Annotated in this window: 12 protein-coding genes; 6 read left to right on the forward strand and 6 right to left on the reverse strand. The window is 73.6% G+C overall.

Annotated elements, in window-relative coordinates; genetic code table 11:
• The first annotated feature begins 7 nt into the window (after window positions 1-7).
• From ACIQCH_RS01065 to ACIQCH_RS01080, 4 genes are read left to right on the forward strand one after another with little or no spacing between them, the layout of a single operon-like run.
• A complete protein-coding gene (locus ACIQCH_RS01065; RefSeq protein ID WP_402576562.1) occupies window positions 8-415 on the forward strand; it encodes a PASTA domain-containing protein in 408 nt (135 codons plus the stop codon).
• Window positions 416-451: 36 nt separating this feature from the next.
• Window positions 452-5,413, forward strand: coding sequence for an FAD-dependent oxidoreductase (locus ACIQCH_RS01070; RefSeq protein ID WP_402576564.1), 4,962 nt, complete (start codon window positions 452-454; stop codon window positions 5,411-5,413).
• A 59-nt stretch (window positions 5,414-5,472) separates the two neighbouring features.
• A complete protein-coding gene (locus ACIQCH_RS01075; RefSeq protein ID WP_402576566.1) occupies window positions 5,473-7,119 on the forward strand; it encodes a GMC family oxidoreductase in 1,647 nt (548 codons plus the stop codon).
• On the forward strand, window positions 7,046-7,534 hold the full coding sequence (locus ACIQCH_RS01080) for an isochorismatase family protein (protein WP_402576568.1): 489 nt from the start codon (window positions 7,046-7,048) through the stop codon (window positions 7,532-7,534). Before ACIQCH_RS01075 ends, ACIQCH_RS01080 begins: the two co-directional genes overlap by 74 nt.
• A 52-nt stretch (window positions 7,535-7,586) precedes the next feature.
• On the opposite strand, the gene ACIQCH_RS01085 is transcribed toward ACIQCH_RS01080, so the two are convergent.
• Window positions 7,587-8,228, reverse strand: a complete 642-nt coding sequence (locus ACIQCH_RS01085) for a GNAT family N-acetyltransferase (protein ID WP_402576570.1) — start codon at window positions 8,226-8,228, stop codon at window positions 7,587-7,589.
• A gap of 295 nt (window positions 8,229-8,523) precedes the next feature.
• Between ACIQCH_RS01085 and ACIQCH_RS01090 the strand changes: the two genes are divergently transcribed.
• Both ACIQCH_RS01090 and ACIQCH_RS01095 read left to right on the forward strand, forming a co-directional pair.
• Window positions 8,524-10,287: a glycosyltransferase family 2 protein gene (locus ACIQCH_RS01090; RefSeq protein ID WP_402576572.1), complete on the forward strand. Its 1,764-nt coding sequence runs from the start codon at window positions 8,524-8,526 to the stop codon at window positions 10,285-10,287.
• 67 nt (window positions 10,288-10,354) lie between these two features.
• Window positions 10,355-13,423 (forward strand): acyltransferase family protein, encoded by a 3,069-nt coding sequence (locus ACIQCH_RS01095; RefSeq protein ID WP_402576893.1) that lies wholly within the window; start codon window positions 10,355-10,357, stop codon window positions 13,421-13,423.
• A gap of 125 nt (window positions 13,424-13,548) precedes the next feature.
• Here ACIQCH_RS01095 and ACIQCH_RS01100 read toward each other — a convergent pair whose 3' ends face one another.
• From ACIQCH_RS01100 to ACIQCH_RS01120, 5 genes are all read right to left on the reverse strand, one after another.
• Window positions 13,549-15,138 (reverse strand): von Willebrand factor type A domain-containing protein, encoded by a 1,590-nt coding sequence (locus tag ACIQCH_RS01100; RefSeq protein ID WP_402576574.1) that lies wholly within the window; start codon window positions 15,136-15,138, stop codon window positions 13,549-13,551.
• 527 nt (window positions 15,139-15,665) lie between these two features.
• A complete protein-coding gene (locus ACIQCH_RS01105; protein ID WP_402576576.1) occupies window positions 15,666-16,634 on the reverse strand; it encodes a hypothetical protein in 969 nt (322 codons plus the stop codon).
• Between the two features lie 47 nt (window positions 16,635-16,681).
• Window positions 16,682-16,840, reverse strand: coding sequence for a hypothetical protein (locus ACIQCH_RS01110; RefSeq protein ID WP_402576578.1), 159 nt, complete (start codon window positions 16,838-16,840; stop codon window positions 16,682-16,684).
• A 94-nt stretch (window positions 16,841-16,934) separates the two neighbouring features.
• Window positions 16,935-17,867 (reverse strand): S8 family serine peptidase, encoded by a 933-nt coding sequence (locus ACIQCH_RS01115; protein ID WP_402576580.1) that lies wholly within the window; start codon window positions 17,865-17,867, stop codon window positions 16,935-16,937.
• Window positions 17,868-18,023: 156 nt separating this feature from the next.
• On the reverse strand, window positions 18,024-18,242 hold the full coding sequence (locus ACIQCH_RS01120) for a hypothetical protein (protein WP_402576582.1): 219 nt from the start codon (window positions 18,240-18,242) through the stop codon (window positions 18,024-18,026).
• Between the last annotated feature and the right edge of the window lie 121 nt (window positions 18,243-18,363).

Raw genomic sequence — 18,363 nt, forward strand, 5'->3', positions numbered from 1 at the left:
GGCACGGATGGACACGTTGGACTTCGGACCCGCCACGGGTCGGAGCAGTGGGCAGGTGGGCGTCCCCGAACTGATGGGACGCAAGCGCACCGACGCCGAGCAACGGCTGCGGGCACTCGGACTGGTGGCCCGGTTCCACGAGATCATCACCGAGGGCGTCAAGGACACCGTCTTCCGCCTCGACCCTCCTGCCGGTGAGATCGTCGAGGCGGGTTCGACGGTGACCGTGCACACGATCTCCCCGGCGCCCGGCCCCGTCGACCTCGACCGCCGGCTGGAGGAGCTGACCGACGCGGTCAAGGCACTCGAGACCGAGGCCGACGCGAAGAAGCGCCACGAGGACCTGCTCAAGAAGATCGGCGAGCTCAAGGGCGGCGTACCGTCCCGCCCCCCTGCCCCCCCGGGCAAGCCCTAGGGATCGGAAAAGTTCTAGCGATCGGAGCGGCCGAGGATGGATCCGGCGCTGTACGAGTTGGCCCGCCACGGCCCCGACGACGAGGTCGGCGTCATCGTGCGGCTACGGGACCCGCAGCGGCCACCCGCGTCGGTGCGGGTCGTCAACACCTTCGGCGACATCGCCACGGTCCGGGTGCGCCGCGGGGACATCCCGGACCTGTGGGCCGACCCCGGGACCCTCAGCGTCAAGGCGTCGCACCTGTACGCCCCGGACGTCGAGGCACCGGAGCACGACGACCCGTACCACGCGGCCCCGGCGGGGGACGAATCGGCGGAGTACCGGCACCGCAGACCGCGGCCGGCCGAGACCGGCCGCGGGGTCGTCATCGGCATCGCCGACTGGGGCATCGACTTCGCGCACCCCGACTTCCGCCGTCCGGACGGGACTTCACGGCTGCTGGCGCTCTGGGACCAGCGTCCGGTGGACCACCGGGACCCCGCCCCCACGCGGGGGTACCCGGCCTGGAACCCCGGGTACCCGGCCCACCCCGGGTACCCGGCCCACCCCGGGTACCCGGCCCACCCCGGGTACCCGGCCCACCCCGGGGATCCCGGGGATCACGGCCGGATCCCGGGCCTGCCCGGCCCGAGCGGCACCGGGCGGCTGTTCACCTCCGCCCACCTCGACGCCGCCCTGCGCCGGCCCGACCCCTACCGGGCCCTGGGGTACCACCCCGCCGACTTCGACCACGGGTTCGGCGCGCACGGCACCCACACGCTGAGCATCGCAGCCGGCGGCGGCCTGGCCGGGGGGCCGCCGGGCCTCGCGCCGGAGGCCGGGATCGTGGCAGTCAGCCTGCCCGGGCAGGCCGGAACGGGGGGCGTGCCACTGGGCAGTTCCGGCGACATCCTCGACGCCTGCGCGATGATCTTCGAGACGGCGGGGGACCGCCCGTGCGTCATCAACCTGAGCCTGGGCCGGCACGCGGGCGAGCACACCGGCCGCCAACTGCTGGACCAGGCCCTCGACCACCTGGTCGGCACGGTCAAGGGCCGTGCGATCGTGCTGAGTTGCGGCAACTACTTCCAGCGCCGGACGCACGCCTCCTGGCGGCTGCACCCGGGGGAGGAGCGGACCTTCCGCGTCGAGGTGGACCCCGGCGACCGGACTGCCAACCAGGTCGACATCTGGTATCCCGGCCGCGACCGGCTGACCGTCACCGTGGCCACGGCGGACGGCGCCCACCGGCAGTCGGTACCGCTGGGCGGCCGCGGCGTGGTACGGATCGGCGGCCGGGATACCGGGCGCATCCACCACCGGGCCTGCGACCCCAACAACGGCGATCACCAGATCGCCCTCTTCCTGGACCCCGCCCCCGACGTGACCGGCTGGGACGTCACCCTGCGCGCCGACGACGTGGTCGACGGCCGGGTGCACGCCTGGATCGAGCGCGACGGCGGCTGCCGCAGCTGCCAGGCGCGCTTCGATGACGCCGACGTCGACACCCGCACCACTCTCGGCACCCTGGCCAACGGCTTCCGCACGCTCACGGTCGGTGCGTACGACGCCCACGACGAAGGGCGCCCGCCCGCGCCGTTCTCCTCGAGCGGTCCGACCCGCGACGGACGCCAGAAGCCCGACCTCGCGGCGCCGGGCGTGATGGTCACCGGCGCCAGATCACGGCCGCGCGACGGCGCGGGGGTCCCGGCGTACGTGCGGATGTCGGGTACCTCCATGGCCGCCCCCGCGGTGACCGGCACCGTGGCCCTGATGTTCCAGGCGGCCGGCCGGCCGCTGGCCGTCGAGGAGACCCGCCGGGCGCTGCTGGCCGCTTGCGAACCGCCCGGACCGGGCGTGGACCCGCGCCGGGTGGGCAGCGGCTACCTGCGGACCGACCGCGCGGTCGCCGCCGTCCGCGCGCCCGCGGCCGACCTCACACCCGTGCCGGTGCCGGAGCCGGAGCCCGATCCGATGGTGCGAAGCGCACCGGAGCCGATGTCGGAAGCCGCCGTCCCGGCCCCGGTGCCCGGCTGCGGGGAGCCCGTGGCCGCCGGCGCGCGGCCGGCCGTGCTCCGGACCGGGTCGCGGCACCCCGCGGTGGGCGACGCACAACGCCTCCTCAACGCCTTCGACGCGCGCGAACTCCGTGCCGGACGCCCGGAGTTGCCGTACGCCCCGCTGGTCGTGGACTGCGCTTTCGGCGACCGCACGTACGCCGCCGTCCTCGGCTTCCAGCGGCGGGTCTTTCCCGACCGGCCGAAGGAACACGACGGGCAGGTCGGCCCCAGGACCTGGGCCGCGCTCGAAGCGGCCCTCAAGGCGCCGCTCACCGTCCCTGACGACCCCTGCGCCCCGTCCAGGATGAAGGTCGCAGTGATCGGCGGCGGTTTCGCCGGTCTCACGGCGGCCTGGTGGCTGACCGCGGCCGGCGTCCAGGTCACCCTGTTCGAGGCCACCAAGGTGCTCGGCGGCAGGGTGCGCACCGACCGGTCCCTGATCCCCGGCAAGGTCCTCGAGGCGGGCGCGGAGCTGATCGGTGAGAACCACGTGGCCTGGCGTGCCCTGGCCAAGGCCTTCGGCCTCACCCTGGAGAAGATCACCGGCAAGGAGGACTACGGCCGCATGAAGCCGCCGCTCAAGGTGCGCATGCGGTTCGGCAGCTTCGACCTCACGGAACCCGAACAGAAGAAGCTCGCGGCGGACCTCCAGCCGGTGCTGCGCAGGATCGGCGCCGAGGCCCGTGCGGTCGACGCCCGGCGCCCCTGGACGAGCCGGGACGCGGCGAAACTGGACGCCATGTCGCTGTCGGACCGGCTCGACGACACGGACATGTTCGGCCTGGCCTCCTCTCCGGCCCGGCACTTCTTCGAGTTCGTGACGGAGAACGACCAGTGCGTGCCGGTGGCGGACCAGAGCTACCTCGGCTTCCTGGCCGCCGTGAAGGCCCACTCCTTCCTCGGGGACATGCTCGCCTACTGGACCCGTACCGAGACCCATCGCTGCCGGGGCGGCAACGACAAGCTCGCGGCCGCGCTCGCGCGCAGCCTGTCGGGCATCCGGCTCGACACCGAGGTCACCGCCGTGGAGGCACGGACCGGCGGGATCCGCGTCACTTCCCTGTCGGGCGGGAAGGTCGGGACCGCCGACTTCGACTACGCGGTCATGGCCGCCCCACCGGCCGTGTGGCCGACGGTCACCGGCCACACGCCCTTCGTCCCGGCCGACTACACGATGCAGCACGGGCCCTGCGTGAAGTTCCTCAGCACTTTCGACGACGACATCTGGACCAAGGACGGGCTGGCCCCGTCAGCGCTCTGGGACCAGCTGGGCAGCGTGTGGGAGGGCACCGACAACCAGCACACGCCGTCCGCGGGCCGGTGCCTGACGGTGTACTCCGGCGGCGGCTACGTCCTGGACCCCAAGAGGTACGAGGCGCGGCTGCCGCTGCTCTACCCGCGCTACACGGCCGAGTTGAAGAAGACCCTGATGGCCGACTGGCCCAAGGAGCCCTTCGTCAAAACCGGTTACTCGGTGCCCGGCAAGAACCAGGTCACCACGGTGGCGAAGAACCTGAGCGGCTCCTACGCGGGACGGTTGTTCTTCGCCGGCGAGCAGGCCTCGCCGGGCTTCTTCGGGTACATGGAGGGGGCGTTGCAGTCCGGGCTGCTCGCCGCCTTCCGGGTGGGAGCGGCCTGGCGGGCCTCTTGCGGCCGGCCCCCGGTCACCCCGGAGGACGTTGCGCAACTGGCCGTGTTCATCGGCACGGAAGCGGCGGAGAGCGAGGCGAACATGATCGGGCCCGGTGGGCTGAGCGACCTGCTGGCGCAGGCACCGGCGCAGGCGGAGGCGGAGTACGGCGAGGCGGTCGGGCCCTGCCCCGACGTGCCCGTACCTCCCGCCGCCCGCCCACGGCTGCTGAAACGCGGTTCCGAGCACACGGCGGTGCGCGCGGCGCAGCGCCGCCTCAACGCGATCCACGCCGACGAGGTGGCGGCCGGGCGGCCGGGCATCCCCGGCGCTCCCCTGGTCGACGACTGCCAGTTCGCGAAGCACACGTACGACGTGGTGCTGGCGTTCCAGCGGATGGCCTTCCCCGGCAGACCCGGGGAGCAGGACGGCGAGATCGGGCCGCACACCTGGGCGGCCCTCGATGCCGGACTCACCCCGGTCACCGCCCCGCCGAGCCCGCCCATGTCCGCACCCCGCCCGGTGACCCGGCCGTGCTGCATGCTCGAGTCGGGCTCGCTCGCGGGTGTGAGCACCTTCGGCGACCACGCCGACCCCACCCCGAGGACGGTGTACACGGGCAAGGCCGGCTTCGTGGACCTCGGCCACCTCTGGGACACCTGCGACGGCACGGCCTTCGCCTACCAGGAGATCCACGACGCCGGTGGTCGCAAGGGCACCAGGATCAGCACGGCGGAGGGCGGCGAGGCGGTCCTGACCTCCGACGCTCCGCGCGCGGAGTGGATGGAACTGGCGCGGTCCATCGCCTACGACGACGCCCTGGGGCACGAGATCGTCACCTACCCCCTCGGGGCCGGCACGTGCGGCCGGCCGTGGATGGTCGGGCGGCACAACTCCTCCTTCTCGCCGGAGGACCTGTGCTCCAACTACCTCGGCACACTCGTCGCCGAGCGCACCCTGAAGGCGGGCGGACCCTTCGTCGCCGAGGCCGAGCGCCAGGTGGCCGCCCTGCTCCTGTCCCTCGACGGCCAGTCGGACACCGAGACCCGGGCCGCGTTCGCGAAGATCTCGGGTCGGTGGGTCGACTCGACGCTGTCCTTCACGGACTCCTGCTTCCTCAAGCGGCGCAACTTCAGCTCCGTACCGTGGAAGGCGGGGCACAAGAGCGACGCGCCCACGCCCGCGTTCGTGGTCAGACCCTTCAAGCTCACCGCCACGTACGACTACACCCACCCGGGAGGGGTGTCCCGGGCCGGCTTCGGGACGGCGATCGCCAAGATCAAGACTGCGGCGCGCAAACAGTACGGAGCCGACTTCGCCACCCCTTGATCCCCCCGCGCCGCCGCCTCGCCCTTTCCGGTGACGGCCGCGAGGCGTACGGTCGGATCATGGCGGACGGGTACGACCTGCTGATCGTGGGTGGCGGGGCTGCCGGATGCGTACTGGCGGCGCGGCTGAGCGAGGACCCCTCGCTGCGGGTGCTCGTGCTGGAGGCCGGGCCGGACTACGTGGAACTGCCCGCCGCGCTGCGGGACGGCTCCGGACCGCACACGGCCTCGCACGACTGGGGCCTGTCGAGCGAGCCCGGCTCGGTCGGCCGGGCGATCGCCCTGCCGCGCGGGAAGGTGATCGGCGGCTCGTCGACCACCAATGCGGCCTTCGCCCTGCGCGGTTCGCCGTACGACTTCGACGCCTGGGCGGCCCGGGGGAACCGCGGTTGGGGCTGGGAAGACGTGCTGCCCTGGTTCGTCGCGGTCGAGAACGACCTGGACTTCGGCCACGAGCCGCACCACGGCGGGCACGGGCCACTCCCCGTCCGCCGGTACGCGGGCGAGGAACGCAGCGCCGTCGCCGCGGCCGGGCAGGCGGCGATCGAGGCCACCGGAGTGCCGGCGATCGCCGATCACAACGCTCCGGGTGCCGTGGGGGTGGGCCCGCTGCCGGTGAACGAGGTCGACGGGGAACGGCTCGGCGCGGCATCGACGTACCTGGCGGCGGCCCGGGCGCGGCGCAACCTCACCGTGCGCGGTGGGGCGCCGGTCGACCGGGTGGTCCTCGAACGGGGGCGCGCGGTCGGGGTGCGGCTGGCGGACGGGGAGGACGTGTTCGGCGATCACGTCATCGTCGCATCCGGCACCTACTCGAGCCCGGCGATCCTCCTGCGCTCGGGGCTCGGCCCTGCAGACGAGCTGCGTGCGGCGGGCATCGAGCCGGTGCTGGACCTGCCCGGTGTGGGACGCGGTCTCGCCGATCACCCCGCGGTCTCCGTCGACGTCGCCTACGCGGGGGCGGAGCGCCCACGCCGTCGCTTCCAGCTCGTCGCCACCTTGCACAGCGAGCAGGCCGATGCACACGCCGAGCCGCCGGACCTGCAGCTGATCGTCGGTGGCCCGTTCGACGACCCCGGCGGCGCGGCGACCGGCGCGACGTTCTTCGTCGGCGGCGCGCTCCTCACACCGCGGTCGCGCGGCCGGATCCGGCTGCGCTCACCGGACCCGCTCGAGGCACCGCGCATCGACCTCGGCTACTTCTCGCACCCCGCCGACCTGCCGCGGCTCGTGGAGGCCGTACGTCGGGCCTGGCGGGTGGCGCGCGCGGAGCCGCTCGACGACCTCTCCGCCGGCACGGTGAGCGCGCCGGACGACGACGGCGACGCCGCGGTCGAACGGTTCGTCCGGGCCCACGTGTGGACCTACCACCACCCGGTGGGCACCTGTGCGATGGGCCCGAGCCCGGCCGCCGGGGCGGTCGTCGATCCGGCCGGCCGGGTGCACGGACTGACGAACCTGCGGGTGGTCGACGCCTCGATCATGCCGGACGTGCCGTCGGCGAACACCCACGTGCCGACGCTCATGCTCGCGGAGCGCATCGCGGCCTCGATGCGGGCCACCGGCGCTGCCGGTGGCCCGGGGCGGAGCCCGGATCGAGGCCCTGGCGGACCACGGCCCTACGATCGTGGCCATGACTTCCGCACTGATCCTCATCGACCTGATGCCGCGCATCGTCGCCCTCCCCCTGGCACCGCACTCCGGTGACGAAGTGCTCGCGCGCTGCCGCGCGTTGGCCGCCTCGTTCCGGGCCGGCGGCCGGCCGGTGGTACTGGTCCGGGTGGAGCGCCCGAACGTCGCCGAGCAGCCGCCGGGCAGCGGCTTCGCCGACGACCTGGTGCAGGACGGCGACATCGTGGTGGTCAAGAGAACCGTCGGAGCGTTCTACGGCACCGACCTGGACGAGCAGTTGCGCAAGCGCGGTGTGGACACCGTGGTGGTCGCCGGGCTCGTCACCACGATGGGTGTCGAATCCACCGCACGGGCGGCCTCCGACCACGGCTACGAGCTGGAGTTCGTGGCCGACGCGATGTCCGGACTGGCTGCGGACGAGCACGAGTTCACCGTGGAGCGGAGCTTCCCGCGGTTCGGCGCGGTACGGAACACCGCCGACTACTGCTGACGGCGGGGCCGGGGCGAACCGCCGCCCGCGCCGGCCGCCCTGCCGTTCGCCGTCAGTCCGCCCGGCGGCTCAGGCTCGTCATGGGGGAGCGGAGCGTCCAGCCCAGAGCCTCGTACAGGGCCTTGCCGTCGGGCGTGCCCACGAGTACCCCGTCCCGCGCCCCCGCCTCCCACGCGGCGTTCTGCAGCGTGCGCATCACCAGGGAGCCCAGCCCCTTGCGCCGCTGGTCCGGCGCGGTCTCGATCTGGTCCGCCACCGCGGTGCGGCCGGCCAAGCCCGCCTGGCCCCTTGCGGCCAGCCGCCCGTCCTCGGCACGGACGAGGACCTTGAGCACCCCGCCCCTGCTCCAGCGCGTCACGGTGTACCCGGCCGGCGGCCGTGCGACAGGGGCGGCGGTGAGCGGCTGGGTCATCAGGAAGCCGGCGATGCCCGTCTCCCACTCGTCCCCCGCCCAGGGGCGCACCCGTTCGGCCGGGGCGAAGAGCTTGAGCCAGGTGCCCGGCGGGGCGCCGGCGGCGAGTCTGCGGACATCGGCCTCCACGGGCACGGGCACCACGTGCCGGGCGACCTCCTTCGACAGCCCGACGGCGACGGTCCACCCCCACGGTTCCTCGACCGGGTCGGCCGCGCCGCGTGAGACGGTCCAACCGTCGATCCACTGCTTCACCGAACCGATGAGCCGGTCCTCAGCCACGCTTCCCCCTTGTGTAACGAGCCGCTGCGCGTAAGGGCCATTACATCATCCGTCGGCGGGACGGCCGGCGGGCCCGACGGTACACCGGCGCGTCACCTTGCACGACGCCTTCTTCGTGCGCCGTTCACACGGCTGTGACCTGCGCATTTCATGCAGAGGTGGGGACCGATCAGGTCTCGCCAAACCGGTGTCCGATTCTGGCTCCCGACCCCTTCTAGGGCGAATGGTCTATACCTCTGAAGCTACTGTGGGGCTCCAGCAGGGCAGTGCAAGCAATTCAGCCGTGGGGGGCTTCGTGACCGTGCACCATCTTCCGCAACCACCGTCCGACGACGAGCTCTACTGGTACTTCGGCCCGCAACGGCGCTGGGTCCTCGTCGGCAGTTCGCTCGCCTTCGTCTTCACGGCGGCGACCATGCTCACCTTCGCCCTGCGCACACCCGCGCTCTGGGCGTTCCTGGCGGTCCTGGGGCTCAACCTCGTGGCCCTGGTCCTCTCCTCCGTCAACAACCTCCGCCAGCGCCGCCTGACCCGGCGGTCCCACGAGGTCCTCGTCCACGCCTGGCAGCCCGCCCGGGCGCCGAGCGTCGACCTCTACCTGCCGACCTGCGGCGAACCGCTCCCGGTCCTCGCCAACGCCTACCGCGCGGTCGCGGCCGTCGCCTGGCCCGGCGAGCTGACCGTGTGGGTCCTGGACGACGCCGACCGGCCCGAAGTCGCGGCTCTGGCGGGCTCGTACGGCTACGAGTACGTCGTACGCCCCGACCGCGGGCACCTCAAGAAGGCCGGCAACCTCAACCACGCGCTCACGCTCAGCAGCGCCGACCTCATCGCCATCCTCGACGCCGACTTCGCCCCGCGGCCCGACTTCCTGCACCACCTCGTGCCGTACCTCGCCGACCCCGGCGTCGGCATCGTGCAGAGCCCGCAGTGGTTCGACACCGACGAGACCATGGGCTGGATCGAGCGCGCCGCCGGCGCCGCCCAGGAGTGGTTCTTCCGTTGGATCCAACCGTCCCGCGACGCGAGCGACGCCGCCATCTGCTGCGGCAGCAACGCCGTCTACCGGCGGACCGCCGTCGACGCCGCCGGCGGCTTCGCCCGGCTCGACCACAGCGAGGACCTGTACACCGGACTCGCCCTGCACGCCCGGGGGTTCCGCACCCTGTACGTGCCGGTGCTCGTAGCCAAGGGCACCTCGCCCGACGAGCTCACCGCCTTCGTCAACCAGCAGTACCGGTGGGCCATGGGCAACCTGCACCTGATCGGCACCCCGGTACTGCGGCGGATGCGCGCGCCCTGGCGGATGCGGCTCTGCTTCTACGAGGGCGTCGTCGGCTACCTCACCACCGCCGTGAACACCTTCGCCGCCCCGCTGCCACCGCTGGTGATGATGTTCCGGTACCCGGACCAGATCCGCCCCTGGCACGTGCTGCCGCTGCTCGCACCGCTGTGGCTGTGGCACGTGCTGCTGCCCCGGATCAGCCGCACCCGCTGGCGGGTGGAGGTCATCCGCGCCAACGTCCTGACCAGCGTGGCGGCCGCGACCGCGTTCCTGCACACGCTGCGCGGGCGCAGCGCCGCCTGGGTGCCCACCGGGGTGCGCGGCAAGGGCGCCCGCGGCGGCATGGCCCGCCGGGTGGTGGGCGTCTCCCTGCTCTGGCTCGTCGTGTCGAACGGCGCTGCCGCGGTCGGCCTCGCGCTGGCCGTGGCCCGCAACGGCTGGGAGCCGAACTGGGGCCTGTTGCTCTACCTGGTGGTGCAGTGCCAGATCAACGGCCCGCTGATCCGCGACCTGGCGGTCGAGCTGCGTCGCGGGGCGTCCCGGGCTGCCGCGCCGGTTCCGGACTCCGGGGCCGAGCCGGATCCGGACTCCGGGGCCGGGGCGGTCGGCCGACTGCGGCGCGCGGTGGTCGGCCGGACGTCGACGGCACTGCGTCCGCGCACGGGCATGCTGCCGCGCCGCTGGCCCGAGACCGTCGCCGCGTCCGCGGTCCTCGTGCTCACCGGGCTGCTGGCATCCGGCTGGGTGAACCCGATGCTCCCGTGGCTGGGCTGAGACCGGCCGGGTCGCCTCCGGGCGATCGAGAAGAATCGATCCTGCATCACCGAAAGGCCTCATGACCATGGCTTTCCCCGTGGCACCCGGCCCACGTTCCGGAACGGAGTCGGGACCGAGCCCGCACCGCTCCGCGTTCCGGCCCGACATCGAGGGCCTGCGCGCGGTCGCGCTGCTCTCCGTGCTCGCCTTCCACGCCGGACTGCCCGGCACGGCCGGCGGGTTCGTCGGCGTGGACGTCTTCTTCGTCATCTCCGGATACCTGATCACCGGCCTGCTGGTCCGCGAGGCGATCGCCACCGGTCGGATCCGGCTCGGCGACTTCTTCTCCCGCCGCGCCCGCCGGCTGCTGCCGTCCGCCGCCGTCGTGCTCGCCACGGTCGCCGCGGCCGGCGCCTGGCTCACCGTGCCGCTCCAGCGCACCGACCTGGAACGGGACGTCCTGGCGAGCGCCCTGTCCGCGGCCAACTGGCGGTTCGTGGCGCAGCGGACCGACTACCTCGACGCCGGACTCGCCCAGAGTCCGCTGCTGCACTTCTGGTCCCTCGCCGTCGAGGAGCAGTTCTACCTGGTCTGGGGACCGCTGACGGCCCTGCTCGTGCTGCTCTTCGGCACGCCGCGGGCCGCCCGCCGCGGGCGCGCCGTCCGGCTGCTGCTCGCCCCGGCCGCCGCGCTGCTGGCCGTGGTGTCGGTCACGCTCGCCGTCCGCTGGACCGACACCTCGGCATCGCTCGCCTACCTCGGCACCCCGTCACGGGCCTGGCAGTTCGCCGTCGGTGCCCTGCTGGCGCTGCTGCCCTGGCACCTCGTGCGCGGCCCGCGGCCGCTGCGGCTCCTGTGCGGCTGGGCCGGCGCCGCGGCGATCGTGTGGTGCGTGGCGGCCTACGACTCCGCGACCCCGTACCCGGGTCGCGCGGCGCTGGTGCCGACGGCGGGGGCAGCCGCCGTGATCCTCGCGGCGGTCCCCGGGCGCGACGAACGCCCCGCGCACGACGAGCGGTTCGGCATCGCACGGATCCTGGCACGCCGGGCCCCGCGGGCCGTCGGACGCCTGTCGTACAACCTGTACCTGTGGCACTGGCCCGTGCTGGTGCTGGCCGAGTCGCGGTTCGGGGAAGCGCTCGGCGCCCCGCCCGGCGGCCCGCTGGGCTGGCCCGCGAAGGCCGCGCTGACACTGGTCGCGGTGCTGCCCGCGTACGCCACGATGCGCTGGGTCGAGCAACCGCTGCGGCGCAGCCGCACCGTGTCCGCGCACCCGCGGCGCGGACTGTCGGTCGGGGTCTCGGCCGTCGTGTTCCCGATCGTGCTGGCGCTGGTCGTGGGCACGACGACGGTGCGGCTGCTGGGTCCGGGCACCCCGGTCGACCCCGCGGGGCTGCCGCCGGGCGCCACCTCCGGCCCGTCGTTGCTGGCCCGCACCCCGGGGGTGCCCCTCGCCGACGGCCCGGTGCTGCCGGGACCCGCACAGGCCCGCAAGGACTTCCCGCCGGACGGCGCGTGCGAGGTCGCGCCGGCCGTGACCCGCAGCCCGCAGTGCCTGTTCGGCAACGTCACCAGCCCCGACCGGATCGTGCTGCTCGGCGACTCGCACGCCGGCCAGTGGTTCTCGCCGCTGCTGGCCCTGGCCGCCCGCCGCGGCTGGGCGCTCCAGGAGTTCGTCAAGCAGGGCTGCCCGCTGCCGCAGCTCGCGGTCGACAACCCGCAGCTGGGCCGCGGCTACCGGGAGTGCGACACCTGGCGCGCGGACACCCTGGAGCGGCTGCGCACCGGACCCCGGCCCCGACTGATCGTGATCGGCTCGCTCAACCGGTACACCGCCGACCCGCGGCGCCTGCTGGCCGGCTGGGAGACGACGCTCGCCCCGCTGCGCGCGCTCGGCGCGCCGATCGTCTACGTGGAGGACACCCCGGTACCGGGCACGGACATCCCGGCGTGCGTCTCGGGCAGCCCGGACTCCCCGGGCGACTGCGCGTTCGGCCGGGCGGACTCCCGGCAGCCCGATCCGCTGGCCCGCCGGATCGCGGCCGGCGCCCTCCCCGGCGTGTCCAGCATCAGCGTCAACCCGGTGCTGTGCCCGGGGAACGGCCCGACCTGCCCGGCGGTGGTGGACCGCATCCTGCTGTACCGGGACGACTCCCACCTGACGAACGCGGCGGCGGTCGTCCTGACACCCCGGCTGGAACGGCTCCTGACGGAGTCCGGCGCGCTGCCGGCCGCGGGCAGGACCGGTACGCCGGGCACCCCGCCGGGACCCGGCACGGGTGGCGGCACCGGCCCGGGTGCCGGTGCCGCGGGGCGGCCCGGCCCGGACGGCTGGGTCCGCCTGCTACGGGACGACTTCGACGGCCCGGCGGGCAGCCCGCCCTCGGCCGCGAACTGGATCCACGACATCGGGACCTGCTACCCGGGCTGTCCGGCACCGCAGTGGGGTACGGGCGAGATCGAGACGATGACCGACTCGACCGACAACGTGCGCCTCGACGGCAGGGGCGTCCTGGAGATCGTCCCCACCCGCACGGACGGCCGCTGGAGTTCGGGACGCATCGAGACCCGTCGCTCGGACTTCGCGGCACCGTCCGGCGGGGTCCTGCGCGTGGAGGCGTCGCTCGCCCTTCCGGACGTCACCGGCCCGGAGGCGGCGGGCTACTGGCCCGCGTTCTGGACCCTCGGCGCCCCGCTGCGCAACGGCTACACCGGTTGGCCGGCCGTCGGCGAGCTGGACGTCATGGAGTCCGTCAACGGCCGCGCCGCCGTCTTCGGGACCATGCACTGCGGGGTCGCCGTCGGCGGCCCGTGCCGGGAGCCGGCGGGCCTGGGCTCGGGCCCGCAGCCCTGCCCCACCTGCCGCACGGCCTTCCACACGTACGCCGTGGAGGTCGACCGGTCGCCCGGCGCCGAGGAGGTGCGCTGGTACCTGGACGGCAGGGTCCACCACCGGGTCACGGCCCGGCAGCTGCCCGCCGGTACCTGGCGGCGGGCGATCGACCACGGTCTGTTCCTGATCCTCGACGTGGCCGTCGGCGGCGGCCTGCCGCAGGCCGACGGCGCGACCCCCGGCCCCACCACCGAGCCGGGCCACCCGCTGCGCGTCGACCACGTCACCGTCGCGGTACGGAAGGGGGGCGCCCCCGGGTGACTGCCCGGACCGGCGGTCGTGGCGTCACGCATCGGTGAGCCGGTCCTCGACTGCGCCGACCCCGAGCGGCTCGCCGACCCCGAGCGGCTCGCCGGGGCCGCGGCGCGGCCGTGACGCCGCCCGGCTCAGCGGCGCAGCCCCGCGGCCTGCCGTACCGCTTCGGACAGCCGGACCACGTCGGCGTCCTCGGTGCGCGCCGCCAGCCCCTCGGCCCGCCGGGCGAGCGCATCGAGCGGGAGGGCGCCGGGCAGCGGCTCCCAGCCCCCGGACGCCTCGCGCAGCGCCGAGGCGAAGTAGGCCGCGACCGCGGTCACCTGCAGCCGGGCCGGGGCCCGCTCCCACAGGTCCCCGTGCAGGGCCGCCGCCTCGACGGTGCCGGAGGCCTCGTGCGGGGCCCGGGTCCGCGGGTCGAGCCACCGTACGGTCGCGGTGGCCAGGTGGCCGGCCGCGCCCGGCCGCGTACGGACCGCGTAGAGGGCGGTGACCGTGTGGCCGGGGCCCACTTCGCCGCCGTCCACGGCGTCGTCGCGGAAGTCCTCGTCGGCGACCTTGCGGTCCTCGTAGCCGATCAGGCGGAAACGTTCCACGGTCTGCGGGTCGAAGGCGACCTGGGCCTTGGCGTCCCGGGCGCGCAGGTCGATCTGGGCGGGCAGGTCCTCGCAGAACACCCGGCGCGCCGACTCCTGGTCGGCGATGTAGGTGGTGTGGCCGTCGCCGTGGTCGGCCAGGCGTTCCATCAGCGCGTCCCCGTAGTCGCTGCCGACGCCCACGCCGGACAGCGTGATCCCGTGCCGCCGGCGGGCGTCGTCGATCCGGTCGAGGATGGCGTCGGCGGTGGTCGCCCCGGTGTTGGCGAGTGCGTCGGAGAGCAGCACGACCCGGTTGGTGGCTCCGGGCCGCAGGCCCGCGACCGCCACCTCGTAGCCGCGGACCACTCCGGCCTCCACGTTGGTGGACCGGCTCGGCAGCAGGCCGTCGACGACCTCGTGCACCCGCTGCCGGTTCCCGTCCAGACGGGTCATCGGCAGCCGGGTCTCGGCCTGGTCGCTGAAGGCGACCACGGCCACCGAGTCGTCGCTGCGCAGCCGGTCGGTCATCAGCCCCATCGCGGTGCGCACCAGGTCGAGCCGGCCGGTCTCCGCCATCGAGCCGGAGATGTCGACGACGAACGTGAGGGCGGCCGGCCGCCGGTCGGCCCCGCGTGCGGCGGGGCCGGTCGTCAGCCCGACGCGGACCAGCGACCACCCGTCGGAACCGGCGAGGCGCGCACCGTCCACGGCGACGGCGAAGCCGTTGCCGTCGGGGCGGGGGTAGTCCTGGCGGAAGCTGTTGACGAACTCCTCCGGTCTGACCGTCTCCGGAGCCGGCAGGCGCCCGTCGGCGAGGCTGCGACGGGCGAATCCGTAGCCCGCCGTGTCCACGTCCAGGGCGAACGTCGACAGGTAGTCGGCGGGAGGGGCGGGGCTCCGGATCCCGTCGTCCTCGCCTTCGGGCGCGCCGTCGGCGGCGCCCGGGCCGGTCCCCGCCGTTCCGGCGCTGACCCCGGCCGTACCGCCGCCACCGGAGCGGGAACCGCCGTCGGGCAGGACGTACGCAGGTCCCGGACCGGAGCGGCCGGACCGGTCCGACGCGGAGCCGCCCGAGCAGCCGGTGAGCAGCAGCCCCCCGGCCGCGAGCGCGGCGATCGATCGTGCGAACTGCCGTGTGGACAGCATCAGTTCGGCCCCCTCGGGTCGTCGACGTCTCGGAGTCTCCGAATGTGACGCCCGAGGGGGCCCGTGGGAGCCGTCGAAGGGGTTGCGAATCAGTCTCGAAGCGACAACGGCATGCGGAACGTCAAGGTCGGGCCGCGATCGCGACACGAACCCCTCACGAGGGGAACCGCCCTCGGATCAGAGGCGTGTCTCCGGCTCCCTCCTGTCCGCGTCCGGAGCGGCCTTCACGCCCGGCGCCTCGACAGCCTGCGGCCGCGGCCACGCCTCACCGACACCACCGTGATCGGTACGAGCGGCCGACGCCCGGAGGTGGCGCAGCAGGGGCAGCCTTCCTCCGTCACGCAGACGCAGTTGGGTATGCAGGATTCCGCGGGGTCACCGCGTCCGGCTCCCGAGGCCGGTACCACCTGTGTCCCTCCCGCGCCGCCGACGGTGCGGAAGCCCGTCCCTCCGGAGCGCAGTGACTTCTCTGCCGTGAACCCTGGTACGAGCACGCGGATCACCTCTTCATGGATACGGCCGACACCTCACCGGTCGTAGTAGGGCTGGAACCGGCTGACCAGGAACGGAAACGTCTCGCTCACGTCCACGCGCGCGAAGTACTTCTCCGTGACGTCGGTCTCCCGGCCGGTGTAGGAGAAGACGACGTCCATGATCGTTCGAGTTCCGCTCAGCCGGGAGGGCCGCACCTCGACGCCGGACAGGGACTGGTTGTTCGCGAAGGCCTCGGCCGTCCGGGTGTAGACGGACGGGTACCGCACGGCGAGGTAGTTGAGCGCGCGGTGCTCGTCCGTCGCGCCGGCGTTGTCGGAGAGCTGGACGGTGCGGTCGAAGAGCTCCCGGGCCGTCGACCGGTACCGGCCGGCTTCCTCTCCCTCGGGCATCGGGAGGGTGTCGATCAAGGACTCCCGGTCGAAGGAGTAGATCTGGTCGAAGACCACGATGGGCACCATGAGCCCGTTGCAGAGTTCCGGCGCCGAGATCGGACCGCGACGACCGATCACGACGTCCACGTCGGCGCCGTCAGGCGACGGCCTGATCGACTCGATCAGCATGGACAGGTCGGCCGGGTCACGGGTGCGCAGCAGGTAGGTGTCCAGCCCCTGAACGGTGAACACCCAGCACAACTGCCGCGCGAGGTAACGGTTCCCGGGTTCGGCGAACACGGCCTGGAGCGCCTCCCGGTCGGTCAGTCCGTAGGTGTCCGTCCTGCCGGTCGCCTGGGCGAACTCCTTCTCCACGCCGAGGGTGGGAAAGCGCGGTTCGATGCGCCCCAGTGCGAAGACGTGCACGGGCGGCGAAGCGGTACGGTCGGCGCCTGTGGCGGCGGCGCACGACGGGCAGGTCTCCTGCCCGAACCCGGCCGAGACCGCACCGGTTTCGAAGACCGGCGGTGACGGCGGTTCCGGCGCGGTCGGTGCCTGTACCAGCGGATCGTCGAACGACTGCGGTTCGGAGACTTCTTCGGCTTCCCCGACCATGACGCGTTCTTCCATGTGTCCGTTCCCTTCCGGTCGGCAGCAGGACGTCTGTGGACCAGCGCTCAAGGACTGCGGCGGCCGCCGAAGCCGACCCAGTGGTTGAGCGCCTCGGCGCGTCGACGGCACCCGTCGCAGGGCCGGATCCCGACGGTCGCGGTGGCGCGCTTGATCACGTCACCCAGGCCGATCTCCCCGTCCGTGACGAGCCTCGGCAGCCGCACTCGCGGTGTCGGGGGAGTCCCGGATGTCCCGTGGCCGCGGGGAGCGCTTTCGTCCTTCACGTCTCTTCCTTTCAGGAGCCCGCCGCTCTTTCTTTCAGGAGCCCGCCGCCGCGAGCCGGCGGTGGGCTCCCCAGGCGTCGAGCAGCGGGGGTGCGACCCCGAGGCCGCGGGGTGCGCCGGCGAGGAGGGCGTGGCGGATCCGTGCAGCACTCGCCGTAGGGAACAGCGACCACAGCAGGGCGATCGCTCCGGTCACCAGGGGGGCGGACACACTCGTTCCGCCCACCGGCAGCAGGCGACCCGCCGTCTGCAGGCTCACGATGCCCTCGCCCGGCGCCCGCAGGCCGCGACGGGCCATGGTGGCACCCAGGTTGGAGTAGCTCAGGAGTCGACCCCGTACGTCACAGGCCGCCACCGGTACGACCGATGCATGCCGGGTGAGGGCCGAGCCGCCGACGAGGCCCTGATTTCCGGCGGCCGCTACGACGATGACGCCACGTCGCGACGCGTCGTCCAGTGCCTGCGTCAGCGCCTCGCACCCTCGGGCGGATGACCAGCGCAGGTCGGCACTGATGTTGACGACCGAGGCGCCGGCCGCGACGACTGCGCGGATCGCCTCCGCGAGGTCTTCCGGACTGGCGGTCGGCATCGGCCCGTGCCCGGGCGCGGTCTCGGCGAATATCGGCCGCACCAGGAGGGTGCAGCCCGGGCAGATGGCCGGCGCACCGGAGCCGCGGCGGCCTGCCAATACGCCCGCTACGAAGGTGCCGTGGCGGCACGCATGGCTGTCCGGGTACGTGCATGCGGCGCGCGCAGTAGCGGTGACTTCTCGAACGTTCCCGGCTACGAGCTCTGGATGTCCCGTAGCGACGGGACCGTCGATGAGGCCGACCGCCAGGTCGGACGTACCGCTCGTCCGACGCATCAGCGGGGTGAGTCCCACGAGATCGAACGGCGCGGCTGCCCGACTGCCCGGCGGCGCACCTCCCTTGCACGCCTCGTACGGCGCCGCCTCGGACCTCGTCATGCTGGAGCCTCCTAGCGATCACCAGGTTTGCTCGCGACGGGGCGTCCGTTCGAGAACGCCGGCTTCTCAGCCACGTGGGAAGCGTGTGACGTGCACGGTCACGTGGCGCAGCCGCGGACGAGCACGTGTCACGGGGCGCACCGGATCGTAGCCCGGCTACTGCGACTGGTAGCAGACGCAGTCCACCGTCCCGTCCGGGCGGCTGATGGCACCGCACCCCATGAGCTGGCACATCTGGAACCACTCGTCGTCCGAAATGGGTATCGCCGGTACCACGTGACCGGCGGCATCCGCGGTGGAGCGGACCAGGGACTGCGTGAACGAGGACGACGCCCCGCCGACGCAGGATTCCGCCGTGAAACCAGGTGTGTTCATACCGTCCTCCTCCACCTCGTTGTTCGTCGCAACGGGCGAGAGCGAACACGCGGGAGCAGATGAGTCCCATGATAGTTCCGGCACTCCGGTGGCAGCCATTCGACCGGCCGAGGCCTCGGGG

Source organism: Streptomyces sp. NPDC093225 (genome assembly GCF_044753805.1).
Taxonomy (GTDB): Bacteria; Actinomycetota; Actinomycetes; order Streptomycetales; family Streptomycetaceae; genus Streptomyces.

Bases quoted from the DNA above. Each gene is read 5' to 3' on its own strand.
- ACIQCH_RS01070 (WP_402576564.1), top strand. From the start codon at position 452: ATGGATCCGGCGCTGTACGAGTTGGCCCGCCACGGCCCCGACGACGAG.
- ACIQCH_RS01075 (WP_402576566.1), top strand. From the start codon at position 5,473: ATGGCGGACGGGTACGACCTGCTGATCGTGGGTGGCGGGGCTGCCGGA.
- ACIQCH_RS01105 (WP_402576576.1), bottom strand. From the start codon at position 16,634: ATGGAAGAACGCGTCATGGTCGGGGAAGCCGAAGAAGTCTCCGAACCG.
- ACIQCH_RS01080 (WP_402576568.1), top strand. From the start codon at position 7,046: ATGACTTCCGCACTGATCCTCATCGACCTGATGCCGCGCATCGTCGCC.
- ACIQCH_RS01115 (WP_402576580.1), bottom strand. From the start codon at position 17,867: ATGACGAGGTCCGAGGCGGCGCCGTACGAGGCGTGCAAGGGAGGTGCG.
- ACIQCH_RS01095 (WP_402576893.1), top strand. From the start codon at position 10,355: ATGGCTTTCCCCGTGGCACCCGGCCCACGTTCCGGAACGGAGTCGGGA.
- ACIQCH_RS01100 (WP_402576574.1), bottom strand. From the start codon at position 15,138: ATGCTGTCCACACGGCAGTTCGCACGATCGATCGCCGCGCTCGCGGCC.
- ACIQCH_RS01120 (WP_402576582.1), bottom strand. From the start codon at position 18,242: ATGAACACACCTGGTTTCACGGCGGAATCCTGCGTCGGCGGGGCGTCG.
- ACIQCH_RS01065 (WP_402576562.1), top strand. From the start codon at position 8: ATGGACACGTTGGACTTCGGACCCGCCACGGGTCGGAGCAGTGGGCAG.